Source organism: Pseudomonas spelaei (assembly GCF_009724245.1).
Classification (GTDB): domain Bacteria; phylum Pseudomonadota; class Gammaproteobacteria; order Pseudomonadales; family Pseudomonadaceae; genus Aquipseudomonas; species Aquipseudomonas spelaei.
The window spans coordinates 50,338-64,114 of sequence record NZ_WNNK01000025.1; the positions used below are offsets into that span (position 1 = coordinate 50,338).

At 56.5% G+C, this 13,777-nt stretch carries 8 protein-coding genes; 4 read left to right on the plus strand and 4 right to left on the minus strand.

Annotated elements, in window-relative coordinates; genetic code table 11:
• Nucleotides 1–7: 7 nt before the first annotated feature.
• Complete coding sequence (locus GNF76_RS24320) at nucleotides 8–1,171, minus strand: isovaleryl-CoA dehydrogenase (RefSeq protein ID WP_155585625.1); 1,164 nt, start codon at nucleotides 1,169–1,171, stop codon at nucleotides 8–10.
• Nucleotides 1,172–1,346: 175 nt separating this feature from the next.
• Here GNF76_RS24320 and GNF76_RS24325 point away from each other — a divergent pair, with 175 nt between their 5' ends.
• A complete protein-coding gene (locus GNF76_RS24325; RefSeq protein WP_155585626.1) occupies nucleotides 1,347–3,026 on the plus strand; it encodes an AMP-binding protein in 1,680 nt (559 codons plus the stop codon).
• 92 nt (nucleotides 3,027–3,118) lie between these two features.
• A complete protein-coding gene (locus GNF76_RS24330; protein WP_155585627.1) occupies nucleotides 3,119–8,299 on the plus strand; it encodes an NEL-type E3 ubiquitin ligase domain-containing protein in 5,181 nt (1,726 codons plus the stop codon).
• A gap of 553 nt (nucleotides 8,300–8,852) precedes the next feature.
• On the opposite strand, the gene GNF76_RS24335 is transcribed toward GNF76_RS24330, so the two are convergent.
• The 3 genes from GNF76_RS24335 to GNF76_RS24345 all read right to left on the minus strand — a co-directional run bounded on the left by GNF76_RS24335 (nucleotide 8,853) and on the right by GNF76_RS24345 (nucleotide 11,175).
• Complete coding sequence (locus tag GNF76_RS24335; RefSeq protein WP_155585628.1) at nucleotides 8,853–9,752, minus strand: hydroxymethylglutaryl-CoA lyase; 900 nt, start codon at nucleotides 9,750–9,752, stop codon at nucleotides 8,853–8,855.
• A gap of 12 nt (nucleotides 9,753–9,764) precedes the next feature.
• Entirely contained in the window at nucleotides 9,765–10,163 is a 399-nt protein-coding gene (locus tag GNF76_RS24340) for a MerR family transcriptional regulator (protein ID WP_155585629.1), read from the minus strand.
• A 76-nt stretch (nucleotides 10,164–10,239) separates the two neighbouring features.
• A complete protein-coding gene (locus GNF76_RS24345; RefSeq protein WP_155585630.1) occupies nucleotides 10,240–11,175 on the minus strand; it encodes a LysR family transcriptional regulator in 936 nt (311 codons plus the stop codon).
• Between the two features lie 150 nt (nucleotides 11,176–11,325).
• Between GNF76_RS24345 and GNF76_RS24350 the strand changes: the two genes are divergently transcribed.
• Together GNF76_RS24350 and GNF76_RS24355 are read left to right on the plus strand one after the other, a co-directional pair.
• Nucleotides 11,326–12,555: an acyl-CoA dehydrogenase gene (locus GNF76_RS24350; protein ID WP_155585631.1), complete on the plus strand. Its 1,230-nt coding sequence runs from the start codon at nucleotides 11,326–11,328 to the stop codon at nucleotides 12,553–12,555.
• 176 nt (nucleotides 12,556–12,731) lie between these two features.
• Nucleotides 12,732–13,736 (plus strand): hypothetical protein, encoded by a 1,005-nt coding sequence (locus tag GNF76_RS24355; protein ID WP_155585632.1) that lies wholly within the window; start codon nucleotides 12,732–12,734, stop codon nucleotides 13,734–13,736.
• The last annotated feature ends 41 nt before the right edge of the window (nucleotides 13,737–13,777 follow it).

A 13,777-nucleotide genomic window follows, 5' to 3' on the forward strand; every position in this document is an offset into this window, starting at 1 on the left:
CGCTCCGTCAGCGGGTTTCGTTAAACAGTTCGCGACCAATCAACATGCGCCGAATCTCGCTGGTACCGGCGCCGATTTCATACAACTTGGCATCGCGCAGCAGACGGCCGGCAGGGAATTCGTTGATGTAACCGTTACCGCCGAGAATCTGGATCGCGTCGAGGGCCATTTGCGTGGCGCGCTCGGCGCTGTAGAGGATCACCCCGGCGGCGTCCTTGCGGGTGGTTTCGCCACGCTCACAGGCTTGGGCGACGGCGTAGAGGTACGCACGGCTGGCGTTGAGCTGGGTATACATGTCGGCGACCTTGCCCTGGATCAGCTGGAACTCGCCGATGCTCTGGCCGAACTGCTTGCGGTCGTGGATATACGGAACGATCAGGTCCATGCAGGCCTGCATGATCCCCGTAGGGCCACCGGACAGCACCACGCGCTCGTAATCGAGGCCACTCATCAGCACTTTCACGCCACCGTTGAGTACGCCAAGGATATTTTCTTCGGGCACTTCCACATCATCGAAAAACAGCTCGCAGGTGTTCGAACCGCGCATGCCCAGCTTGTCGAACTTGTTGCTGCGGCTGAAACCTTTCGAGTCGCGCTCGACGATAAAGGCGGTGATGCCGTGAGCACCCTTTTCCAGGTCGGTCTTGGCATAGATCACATAGGTGTTGGCGTCGGGACCATTGGTGATCCAGGTCTTGCTGCCGTTGAGGACGTAGTGGTCGCCACGTTTGTCGGCGCGCAGCTTCATCGACACCACGTCGGAACCGGCATTTGGCTCACTCATGGCCAGGGCGCCGATGTGCTCACCGCTGATCAGCTTGGGCAGGTACTTGAGTTTCTGTTCGTGGTTACCGTTGCGGTTGATCTGGTTGACGCACAGGTTGGAGTGCGCACCGTAGGACAAGGCTACCGAGGCCGAGCCGCGGCTGATCTCTTCCATTGCCACCACATGAGCCAGGTAGCCCAGCCCGGCGCCGCCGTATTCTTCCGGGACGGTGATGCCCAGCAGGCCCATATCACCGAACTTGCGCCACATGTCGGCGGGGAACAGGTTGTCGATGTCGATCTGGGCGGCCCGGGGTGCCAGCTCCTTGGCGACGAAGGACTGCACCTGGTCGCGCAGCATGTCGATGGTTTCACCGAGGGCGAAGTTCAGGGAGGGATAGCTCATGGACGGGCACCTTAATAAGCGTTGTTGTTGTATGGGCTGATTGCGCGGAGAAGGGCGCTCACCTTTACGTTAACGTAAGCTTGCGTTGCGTGGCTGTCAATCGTAGTTTACGTTAACGTCAAGTGCGCTCGGCGCAGAGCACCGTCCACCTACAAAAAAGACAATAGGGGTCGTTATGCAACAACCGAATCAGAGCTACAGCCGTGGCGCTCAGGACAAGGCCTTGCTGGCCGAAACCATCGGCCAGGCGTTCGATCGCACCGTCGCCGCGTATCCCGAGGGCGAAGCACTGGTGGTGCGCCATCAACACCTGCGTTACACCTGGCGGCAACTGGCCGACGCCGTGGATCTGCATGCCCGTGCGTTGCTGGCGCTGGGCTTGCAGGCGGGTGACCGCCTCGGGATCTGGGCCCCCAACTGTGCCCAGTGGTGCATCAGCCAAGTGGCCAGCGCCAAGCTCGGGGTGATTCTGGTCAACATCAATCCGGCGTACCGCAGCAGCGAGTTGGAATACGTGCTCAAGCAATCCGGTTGCCAATGGCTGGTCTGCGCGGGTTCATTCAAGTCCTCTGATTATCATGGGATGCTCCAGGAACTGGTGCCAGAGCTGGCGGAACACCCCATCGGCGAGTTGCGTTGCGACCTGTTGCCCGAGTTGCGTGGCGTGATCAGCCTCGACCCGCGACCGCCCTCGGGATTCCTGCCCTGGTCGCAGTTGTCGGCCATTGGCGCGGGCGTCCCGCCAGACCAGTTGCACACTCGCCAGGCCAGCCTGCACTTCGATCAAGCCGTCAACATCCAGTACACCTCCGGCACTACCGGCTTCCCCAAGGGGGCCACCCTCAGTCACCACAACATTCTCAATAATGGCTACATGGTCGGCGAAAGCCTGGGCCTTACGGCGCACGATCGTCTGGTGATCCCGGTGCCGCTGTATCACTGCTTCGGCATGGTCATGGGCAATCTCGGTTGCATCACCCACGGCACTACCATGATTTACCCCAGCGACGGTTTTGACCCGTTGCTGACCCTGACCGCCGTCGCCGAAGAGCAGGCCACGGGCCTGTACGGCGTGCCCACCATGTTTATCGCCATGCTCGATCACCCGCGCCGGGCCGAATTCAACCTGTCGCACCTGCGCACCGGGATCATGGCCGGTTCCACCTGCCCCATCGAGGTGATGCGCCGGGTCATCAGCGAGATGCACATGCACGAGGTGCAGATTGCCTATGGCATGACCGAAACCAGCCCGGTGTCACTGCAGACCGGGCCGGATGACGGTCTGGAGCTGCGAGTCACCACCGTCGGCCGCACCCAGCCGCAACTGGAAAGCAAGATCATCGACGAAGCCGGTAACACTGTGCCCCGAGGTCAGACCGGCGAACTGTGCACCCGCGGCTACAGCGTGATGCTGGGCTATTGGAACAACCCCGACGGCACCCGCGAAGCCATCGACGATGCCGGCTGGATGCACACCGGCGACCTGGCGACCATGGATGAACAGGGCTACGTATGCATCGCCGGGCGCAACAAAGACATGATCATCCGCGGGGGCGAGAACGTGTACCCACGGGAACTGGAAGAGTTTTTCTTCACCCACCCGGCGGTGGCGGATGTACAGATCATCGGCATTCCGGATGCGCGTTATGGCGAGGAAATTGTCGCCTGGATCAAGTTCCACCCCGGCCATGTTGCCAATGAGTTGGAGCTGCAAACCTGGTGCAAGGGCCGGATCGCGCACTTCAAGACGCCCAAGCACTTCAAGTTTGTCGATGAGTTTCCGATGACGGTGACCGGCAAGATTCAGAAGTTCCGGATGCGCGAAATATCAATTGAAGAGTTGGGTCAAGGCTAGAGGGAAGTATTTGTCGCAGGCTAATTAGTTAGGGGCAGAGTAACTTGAGGGCAACATAAGCTGGTCTTTTGAGAGAACTCAGTAGGCCAATCATGAACGACAAAACGACGGACGAGGCACGGATACCTGAGCTGGAGATACACGGCATTCACGTCACGCCGATCAAGGAGAACATTCCGGACTGGTATTCGCAGTCCACGCTTCGCAGAAAGAAGGAACTGGCTGCAATGGATCTTCATGTTCCCGATTTCTATCGGGACGCGGCAGTTGCTTCGAAGGACAAACTCCATGCAGCCCATGCACAGGGGTGGGCTGCGCTAAATGACATTGATCGAGTGTTTGATGGGCTCAAGGACTGCGCGGAATTTACGGAGCCGCTGCTGGTTGCGGCGATACAAAAGCAGTTCAGCGTCGATCTGGATGTCAAAAAAATCTTTTTTGCCACCAAAGTCTACGATGTAAACCGACGCAACGAGCGTACGGATTTTGGTGGGGCGTTGAATTTCTCAACAGGCGTAGGCGGGGAAAGGGACTTTTATTATCAGGGGATCACACTGCTTGAAGCCGCGATGGGTAACTTCGAGGTCCATGAAGCCGAGCCGGACAGTTGTGAGAATTGCCGGCTCCTGACCCGATTCGACTTTCACAACTATATCAGTGAGATTCTGCCCACAGTCTTTGCCGTCGAGGAACAAGCCCTGTCTATACCTGCGCATCAATTTGCGCAGCTATGCCGTACCCTCGATCTGGGCGCGCAATATCAGGCTCATATCGACTCAATCCTTCCAGCACAGGACTCCACCGGCGCCAAGCCCTTCCTGGACGCGTTGGTGACCTTTCAAACGACTCAGTTACAGGCCTCAGCCCTGATCGCGCTTGAGCGCAACCACATCAAACACAGCACTTATCAGATGCTGACCCGTTTTATCGCGGGGCAAGCACATATTGTCTGGAAAGGAGGTGCTGTTCGCTGTGTGCATCCGTTGATAGAAGCCTTCGAGACCCGACAGGTGATGTTGTTCTATGTCACCCGATCAACGAGAGACTGTGTTCTTTATGTCCCCGGTGATCCTGATAAACCGCTGATGGAGTATGCCTCTTTCGATGGGGTAGCCCAGGATCTGACTCAACGGTTTCGTGCATACGACTATCGGGTGTTCTTCAGTCAGTTTATTCCGGTAGAGACACATGTTGGCTTTTTCGCCACGCTCAAACGCTACTTGGATCCCGATAATCTTTGCAGTCCTGATCAGGACTTCATTCATGAGCCTTCGGCGACGTTGAATAGGCCTCAGGCCAGTAGAAATCGGTTTGAAGCTTCATGGCCAACTGTCGCACAACAGAAACTCAACTTGATCCGCAGCAATGGCAAGGTGCTGGTGGTCTCTACCGCCGACAAAGACAAGCAGGCAAGCCAGGCTCGGTTATGGGCTGTTGGCAGTGCGCTATTGGACGTGTTGAATCTGGTCTCTTTTGTCGTGCCGGGGTTGGGCCCGCTGATGATGGGAATTGGCGCCATACAAATGCTGCATGAGCTTGATGAGTCGGCCCGTAGTGCCGCTCGGGGCGACATCCGAGAGGCATGGGCTCATGTATCAGGCGTTGTACTTAACCTTGCTTTTGCCGCAGCCGGGCATCAAGTGATACCTGCTGTCAGCCAATCTGATTATGTCAGGGAATGGGCGCAGATAGTGTCCCGCAAAGGAGCAACTCGCCTGATACAACCAGACTGGCGCCAGTACGAACAGACCATTGACCTGCCGCACTGGGTACGTGCGGATACTCGCGGGTTGTATACCCACGACGGCAAAGTGTACTTGAAGGTGCAAGACGGGAAGTATTACGAAATGAAGGCCGAGGGCGAAGACTTTTTTATCCTTCATCCCGATGATGCGCAACGTTATTCGCCACGTTCAAGACACAACGCAGTAGGGGGATGGGTTCACGAGTTTGAGCAGCCTCTGAGCTGGGACCGTCCTACATTGATGCGGCGCATTGGCCACTCGGTGGACGGGCTGAGTGATGAGCGGCTGGAGCAGGTCCGTAAGGTCAGCGGCATAAGTGACGACCAGTTGCGCAAGATGCACATCGACCTGACACCGCCTGCGCCGTTACTGGCCGAGACCATCCGGCGTTTTCAGATTGACCACCGTTACTGTGAGTTCATCGAGCAGATGCGCAGTAATGACCCTCTGGTCCATGGCCAAGCGAACATTGACTTGCAACTTGAATTGCTTACCCATGAAAAAATCTGGCCATCCTCCAGGGGCCTGAGTGTTATTCGTACGAAGGATGGCACTACGTTCTTCCAGGCGCCTCCAGGCTCTGAAGTGCTGCCTCAAGTGGCTGTCAGCGAATATTCGCTAAACAGCGGAAAACTTCTCGACACGCTGGTGTCGGAGCTTAATGACGACGAGTTAAAGGTCTTGTTAGGGGAGGACGTGCAAGAAGCCCGACTGCGTGAGGCACTAAACTGGGTCATAAACAGAAGGTCGGAAAACCCAACGGGGCTTTATAACCATGCCGACAGCCTGTCAGATGAGTTTTTTTATCAGAGCAGTCTTGACGCCTTGGCGTCTCGACCTCGTGATCTGAATGTAACGCTGAAGGGGTTGCGACAACGGTTACAGCTAGCGGCATCGATTAAACGAGAGGAATTGCTGAATGCACCACCACGCCGTCTTGAAGAGAGTCCGGAAAAGTGGTTGCAAGAGGCCTTTCCCGACTTGCCTGAGGTGGCGGTCAAGCAACTGCTGGCACAGGCCGATGATACCCGGCTAGGGCAATTGAACAGCGCCCGGCGTCCGCCCCTGCAATTGTCCCAGGAGGCACGTGACTACCTTGATGTGTTTCGGCTGCGGCAAGCCTATGAAGGCCTGTACCTCAATCAAGTCTTGACGCAGGACACGGCACGCTTGCTGCTGCATACCCTCAAGAAGATGCCGGGCTGGTCCGGTACCCCAGGTCTTCAACTGCACGATGGTTCTACATCGGGTCCATTGCTTGACGGTATTGGCGTCACACCCGAACTTACGCCAGAGACTCTTAGACGAACCATCAGCCCGGTTAGACGATGGGTCAAACATGACAATGGCGGCATTGGTGAGGTCTGGAGACCCCATCATGGGGATTCGGTTTACCGGAGCCTTTTCGAGATGGTTCCGCCGTCGGATCTTGACGTGATGGTTTTCCCTCTGGAGACGCGTTGGACAAATTTTCGCCAAGCCTTGAGACGTAGGGCTTTGCCTCCCGAAGAACTGCGGGAAGTCTTGAACATGCCGGGGGGCGGGGACGAATATCAGTCACCGATGGCGCTGGCCGTCGGCGCGCCGGGTCATGCCGCCCAGCCCGATTCTACGCGAGCTTTTCAGTGTCGGCATGAGGCCCATACGCTCTATCCGGGTTCGACGCTCGAGCAAATAGAGGGGTATTTGAACGTCAGGGGGCAGACCGATAGCGTGATGCTCAAGGAGGTTCGGCTCAGGCAAGCCCAGTATGATCAGCTGGATGATTTCCTGAAGAACTGGGAAGGGTCGATAAACAATAAACAGCGCATAGCGAAACGCATCAGGGCGTGTTGGCAACGACGTTCGGGAACGGTGCTCAACAACGCGGGTGATTTTGTTGGTTACACGTTGAACCTGAGTGACCTTCATATCAACGACTTGCCCAGCTTGCCAATAGGAATGCCCCATGTTTCCAGCTTGTCCCTGGGAAATATGAGACTGTCCGACAATATCGGGGATTTTCTGTCTTCCTTCCCGGGCCTGCGTCACCTGATCCTGAGTGGAAACAGGCTGACACGGATACCGAGCATCGTCGGCACTATGGTTGGTTTGACTCAGTTGGCGCTGGACCACAATCAGATTCAACTCACCACGCAAAGTGTGACGATCCTGGCAGGCTTGACGCAGTTGCGGGTGTTATCACTGGCGAGAAACCGCTTGGGGATGGTGCCGAATGTCAGTGCTATGACTAGGTTGAATCAGTTATATCTGACCGATTGTGGCTTGACCGAAATACCGTACGGGGCTATGGCACTTCGCCACCTGACTCAGCTTGATCTGCACAGCAACCAGTTGGTGGACATCCCCGATGCGCTGTTTGAACGAAGGCAGGCGCAAAACGAAGGGACAACATTACACCACAATCCGTGGTCTGAAGAGGCGCGCAACGCCGTGGAGGCTTACCGCCTGCGTACAGGTGTGGCCTTGCTGGACAGGGCGGCCCCGATCCACGTCAGCGAAGAGGTTGCTCGATTGGCGTGGCTGGGCGAGCTGCCTGCCAGTGAACGGGTACAAAGGGCTCAGGTATGGCAAGACCTGCGGAGCGAGCCTGGTTCTGAAGCTTTTTTCCGTGTGCTGGCGGACATGACTCGCTCTGCAACTTTCAAGCTTGTGGCGGCCCGGCCGGGCCTGGTTCAAAAGGTATGGGAGTTACTGGACGATGCGGCCGGTGATCAGGAACTGCGCGAGCAGTTGTTCATTGACGCGGATGCACCGGGCACCTGTGTGGATCAGCGCACTGACGTGTTGTTCAAGTTGGGTTTACGCAGCCTGGTTCATAAAGCGCAGCGTCAGGCAGGTACTCGGCGGGTTGAGGCAAGCCTGATCGAGTTGGCCCGGGGGCGTTTCCGCCTGACGGCGCTGGACAGGTTGATCAAGGCTGATATTCAGGCCCGGGAGCGGGAAGATGGAGCTCCATTCGACGAAGAAGTGGAAGTTGACCTTGTCTATCGAATTTCGTTGGCCGATCGACTCAAGCTGCCCTTTCAGCCGCGCATCATTGCTTTCGGACAATTGTATGAAGTCACTCAGGCTGATATCCGCAAGGCGGGTGATACGGTATTGCAAGAGGAGGCCGTGCCGGGTGCGTTGGCGACTTTTATGGTGGGCGAGCCTTATTGGGAGACACAACTGCGTAATGTGTATCGGGAACAGTTTGATCAGAAATTTGGTGAGCACTCCAGACGGTTCGCTGAAAAGTCAGACGCGCTGGAGGATTTGGACAGCAGTCTGGAGGCCGATTCCGACACACTGGACGCTCAGGTTCTTCATTCGCATCAGCAGGCCGTCGACAAGTCGGTGGCAGCGGTCATGCGTCTGTTTGACTTGAGAAAAGATCAGGTGATGGGTGCAGATGGGCGCTTGCTGGATAACTTCTTGTCAACGCAGAGAGAATTGTTAGGAGCGGCATGGAAGGCTGAAGAGCAACGCGCGTTGGTGGACGTGACCGAGGACGTCCTCAGGGGCTATTCGTCGATGCAGGCCTGATGACCTTTCACCCACACAGCACAAAGGGGAGCCGAGGCTCCCCTTTAATTTGTTGTTACGTGCTCTTTTTTTATTATTGAGGGGCGGTCTGTTGTTGTTTTTAGCAACCGTGGCCCTTTACTGCTGTTTTTGGCGACCCCCATCCGGGGTCAAGAGCAAACGTATTTTTTTGAGCGCTGATCTGCTTCTTCGCATGCGATCCAACCAGTGGGTAGCTACCTTGAGGTAGTTTTATTGTTCTCTGCCCGGTTGCGAGTGGCGGCATCTGCCGTACCCTGCGAAGCACATCTTCTCCAAAAAAATCTGTTAGCTGCGTCTCTGCCGTGTTGTTTTTGTTATGTCAGAGTCGTTACGTCTTATTTTTATTAGGTTTGGTGCTTTTTATTCTTGTTATGCCATAGAGATAGCAGAAGGCGTGCCAACTTTTAAAAATCATTTAAAATCAATAAGTTATGTTTTTTGTCAAAATTGCCACCGCGTCAAAGCCCGACAATCTGTTCCCGTGTTACTCGTTGTGTAGTGGTGCGGTAACACATCGTCACAGAAACGCTACTTATCCTGCGCTACGGGCCTTGGCTACTCGTGAACCTGTCGGGCGACCGAGCACGGAACAAATCTGCTGGCCCGCCAGGATCAATGCCGGCATATCGATCCCGGTTTCGATACCCAGCCCATTGAGCAGGTACAGCACGTCTTCGGTGGCCACGTTACCGCTGGCGCCCTTGGCGTATGGGCAGCCGCCGAGGCCGGCGATAGAGCTGTCGAACACCTGGATACCTTCCAGCAGGCTGGCGTAGATATTGGCGATCGCCTGGCCATAGGTGTCATGAAAGTGCCCGGCCAGTTTGTCCCGCGGAACCTGGGCGCCGACCACCTCGAACATCCGCCGCGTCGCGCCTGCCGTGCCGGTACCAATGGTGTCGCCCAGGGACACTTCATAGCAGCCCATGGCAAATAGCTCGCGTGCCACTGCGGCGACTTGTTCCGGGGCAATCTGGCCTTCATACGGACAGCCCAGCACACACGACACATACCCGCGCACGCTGATGCCGTGCTGTTTGGCCGCCGCCATGATCGGTGCGAACCGCTCCAGGCTTTCGTTGATGGAGCAATTGATATTGCGTTGGGAGAACGCCTCGGACGCCGCCGCGAACACTGCCACTTCCTTGACCCCCGCCGCCAACGCATCCTCAAACCCGCGAAGGTTCGGCGCCAAGGCCCCATAAGTCACCCCGGGCTTGCGCTGGATGTGTGCAAACACCTCGGCAGAACCCGCCATCTGTGGCACCCACTTGGGCGAGACAAAACTGCCGACTTCGATATAGCTCAAACCGGCCGCCGTCAGGGCGTCTACCAATTTGACCTTGTCAGCGACGCTGATGGGCTGGGCTTCGTTCTGCAAACCGTCGCGAGGACCGACTTCTACCAGGCGCACATGAGAGGGAAGGGACATGGCAGCTACCTTTTATGAATGGCCAACCTGGCTTTGAATGGTCTGTTCCAGCGCCTGGGTGCAGCGCTCTTCGGCGGTGTCGAGTTCCAGCTTCATCTGTTCGATGTCCAGCATCTGCTGCTCCAGCTGTTCGCGGCGCTCGGTGATTTTCGCCAGCATGCTGTGCAGCTGTTTCTGATTGCCGCTGGCGGGGTCGTAGAGTTCGATCAGTTCACGGCATTCGGCCAGGGAGAAACCGATGCGCTTGCCCCGCAGGATCAATTTGAGGCTGACCTTGTCCCGTGGCGAATAGATACGCTCCTGGCCCCGACGTTCGGGGGACAGGAGGCCTTGTTCTTCGTAGAAGCGAATGGCGCGGGTGGTGATGTCGAGCTCGCGGGCGAGGTCGGAGATGCTGTAGGTCGTGCTCATGGGTACGCTCAAGGAGTGTCTTGGGCGTTAAGCTAATGGCTGGTTGACGTTAACGTCAAGCTAATCTCCCCGCGGCTCAAGCTTGCAGCTTGTCCAGCTTCTTTTCGTGAGCCGTGACCTGCTGGCACAACTCAATCATCTGCTCGCGCATCCAGCGGTTGGCCGGGTCCTGGTCGGTGCTTTCGTGCCAGTACAAGTGGGTTTCCACCGGTGGAACGTCATTGACCGGCAAGTTGAACCAATGCAGTTCATGGCGGCGAGCGAAGCGCTCGGGCACGGTCATGACCATGTCGGTCTGCTGCAACACCTGCGAAGCCATCAGGTAATGCTGGGAGCGCAGGGCGATCTTGCGCTGGATCCCCATCTTGCCCAAGGCCAGGTCAACATGGCCGAGGCCGTTGCGTCGGCTGGAAATATGGATGTGGGTCAGCGACAGGTAATCATCCAGAGTGAACTTTTCCTTGCCCGCCATCGGATGGCCCTTACGCATGGCGCACACATAGCGGTCTTCCATCAGCTTGACGTGGCGCACTTGCGGGTCGGTATTGAGTGGCGCATCCACGGCGAAATCCAGGCGGCCAGCGGCCAGTTCCTTGGTGGTTTCCCGGCGCTTGGACAGAAAGCTTTCAATCACCACCGTCGGTGCCAGGCGGCGCAGGCGCTGGAACAGTAATGGCAGGATTACCGCCTCGGTCAGGTCGGTCATGCTGATGCGGTAGGTCTTGGCCGCCTGTTGCGGGTTGAAGATGCGGCTTTCCTGTACCGACACCCGCAGCAATGACAACGCATTGCGCACCGGCCCGATGATGTTCTGGGCCATGGGCGTCGGCACCATCCCTTGGGCGGTGCGCACGAACAGCGGGTCGTTGAAGGTCTCGCGCAAGCGTGCCAGCGCGTTCGACACCGCCGGCTGGGTAATGCCGACAATCTGCCCGGCACGGGTCAGGTTGGCTTCGGTGTAGATCGCGTCAAAGACGATGAAAAGGTTGAGGTCGACCTTGCTCAAGTTCATTTCGCTGCGCTCTTATTGTCAGGTGTGCATGCGCCGATCATATATCGGTGATGAATGTTAATACACGCCGAGAATAGGCTAGGTAAATTTTTGTAGCTGATCTAGCATCGATTTCATGACCTAAACAACCTCTCAGAAAGGGAGCTGCTCATGGATTTCGCCTACTCGCCCAAGGTTCAGGAACTGCGTGAACGCGTCACTGCGTTCATGGACGCTTACGTTTACCCGGCCGAGCCGGTGTTTGAACGCCAGGTCAGCGAAGGTGATCGCTGGCAGCCGACCGCCATTATGGAAGAGCTCAAAGCCCGCGCCAAAGCCGAGGGCTTGTGGAACCTGTTCCTGCCGGAGTCGGAACTGGGGGCCGGCCTGACCAACCTGGAATACGCGCCGTTGGCAGAAATCATGGGCCGCTCGCTGTTGGGGCCGGAGCCGTTCAACTGCTCGGCGCCAGACACCGGAAACATGGAAGTACTGGTGCGCTACGCCAACGAAGAGCAGAAACAACGCTGGCTGGAGCCTCTGCTGCGGGGTGAGATTCGCTCGGCGTTCGCCATGACTGAACCGGACGTCGCGTCCTCCGATGCCACCAACATGGCCGCCCGTGCCGTGCGCGATGGTAATGAGTGGGTGATCAACGGTAAAAAGTGGTGGACCTCCGGCGCTTGCGACCCGCGCTGCAAAATCCTGATCTTCATGGGCCTGAGTAACCCGGATGCCCCGCGTCACCAGCAACACTCGATGATTCTGGTGCCGGTGGATGCCCCGGGTGTGAAAATCGTTCGTCCACTGCCGGTATTCGGCTACGACGATGCGCCTCACGGCCACGCCGAAGTGCTGTTTGAAAACGTCCGCGTGCCCTACGAAAACGTCCTGTTGGGTGAGGGCAGGGGCTTTGAAATTGCCCAGGGCCGCCTTGGCCCGGGTCGTATTCACCACTGCATGCGCTCCATCGGCATGGCCGAACGCGCGTTGGAACTGATGTGCAAACGCTCCGTGAGCCGTACCGCTTTCGGCAAGCCGTTGGCACGCCTGGGCGGCAATATCGACAAGATCGCCGACTCGCGGATGGAAATCGACATGGCGCGCCTGTTGACCTTGAAAGCCGCCTACATGATGGACACCGTGGGCAACAAAGTGGCGAAAAGTGAAATCGCCCAGATCAAGGTGGTGGCGCCGAACGTGGCCTTGAAGGTGATCGACCGGGCGATCCAGATCCATGGCGGTGCCGGGGTGTCCAACGACTTCCCGCTGGCCTACATGTACGCCATGCAACGCACCCTGCGCCTGGCCGACGGCCCGGACGAAGTACACCGGGCGGCCATTGGCAAGTTCGAGATCGGCAAGTATGTTCCCAGAGAAATGATGCGTAGTGGCCAATAGAAACTGGTAAAGAAGGGGCGCGCGCGCCCCTGATGCAGTGTTTCGCATTGCACATGCGTTTGACATGGCCCCCTGTGAAACCGACGCTAAGAGAACTCTTACAGATGAATTTACTTGGGTTGAGTTATTTTTAATGAATTAAATTCATGCAGTAAGGTTTTTATAAGGGATGCTTGATGTTTCGAATACTCTCGACACCTAATGTTGTTGGCGGCTCATCAGTGGCGATGGCGGAGAGTGGTGGCTTCAGTAATGTTGAGGATTCAACATTGCTGGCCGGTGCTGAGAATAAAGAAGATGCAGCCAGTGGATCGAAATCACAGAAGGGCGCTATAAATTCAGCCGGGCATAAACTAACACTCAGCAGAAGACTTCATGATCATTTTCTTGAGTGTAAAATGGGGCGTCACTCGCACGTGACCTACCGGGGGATGGCGAAGATTGAGAAGTCTGAGCCTTTAATGGCCGAGAACCTGAAGCGAGGTTTTGATCTGGCAAAGGCAATTATTCAAGATGCTTTGCAAACGCTTACCGAGCCTTCTGCGTGTCTTAAAGTCGTTGAGGGGTATATCGGGCATGGCAGTGAGTGCAATATAGATACTCTGCGCAAGAAGTTTTTAGAGGTAGAGAAGGGCGTGAACTTTTACGCCAATCATCCCGAAAAGGTTGTAGCTGTCGGAGGCGAGGGTAAAGCGTCGGTTTCATATAATGGGTGTGTTTTGGAACCGAAAGAAAAGGCGAATATCTATTTGAATATTCGTTCTGTGGTCGATAGGGATGTTGAGACAACAGCGAGCTTGATTCTTCATGAGGTCTCCCATGCCTATGCGAATACTTCAGATTTTTATTATATAAAGTCTGAGGCGGATTACATGTGGGCAAGCATGTATAAAAGCGGTCATGTAGATGAGGCCTTGCTGAGGCAGGCGCAGGCCACGGCGGCGTCTGATATTGATAATAAGGCGAGGGCCATTGTTGAAGGGAAAGTGCCAAGTAATTACTCAGTATCCTCATCTGGCTACGGCATGAGCGCTGCTGATTTCAAGGCTTATGCGCGGATGCGAAGATTTCAGAAAGATCCGGAGGAAAGGACAAGGGCCGCGATGAGCAATGCCGATACGTTGGCCTACCTAGCCTGTGCGCTGAGTCGCTCGCGGCGTGATCAACCCGATAGGATTTAGCCGAGATATCAGATGGGCACCTTCCTCCCACAGTGTCAGGC

Excerpts from the sequence above, each read along its gene's own strand:
- GNF76_RS24325 (WP_155585626.1), top strand. The coding sequence starts at position 1,347 with ATGCAACAACCGAATCAGAGCTACAGCCGTGGCGCTCAGGACAAGGCC.
- GNF76_RS24330 (WP_155585627.1), top strand. The coding sequence starts at position 3,119 with ATGAACGACAAAACGACGGACGAGGCACGGATACCTGAGCTGGAGATA.
- GNF76_RS24355 (WP_155585632.1), top strand. The coding sequence starts at position 12,732 with ATGTTTCGAATACTCTCGACACCTAATGTTGTTGGCGGCTCATCAGTG.
- GNF76_RS24320 (WP_155585625.1), bottom strand. The coding sequence starts at position 1,171 with ATGAGCTATCCCTCCCTGAACTTCGCCCTCGGTGAAACCATCGACATG.
- GNF76_RS24345 (WP_155585630.1), bottom strand. The coding sequence starts at position 11,175 with ATGAACTTGAGCAAGGTCGACCTCAACCTTTTCATCGTCTTTGACGCG.
- GNF76_RS24340 (WP_155585629.1), bottom strand. The coding sequence starts at position 10,163 with ATGAGCACGACCTACAGCATCTCCGACCTCGCCCGCGAGCTCGACATC.
- GNF76_RS24350 (WP_155585631.1), top strand. The coding sequence starts at position 11,326 with ATGGATTTCGCCTACTCGCCCAAGGTTCAGGAACTGCGTGAACGCGTC.
- GNF76_RS24335 (WP_155585628.1), bottom strand. The coding sequence starts at position 9,752 with ATGTCCCTTCCCTCTCATGTGCGCCTGGTAGAAGTCGGTCCTCGCGAC.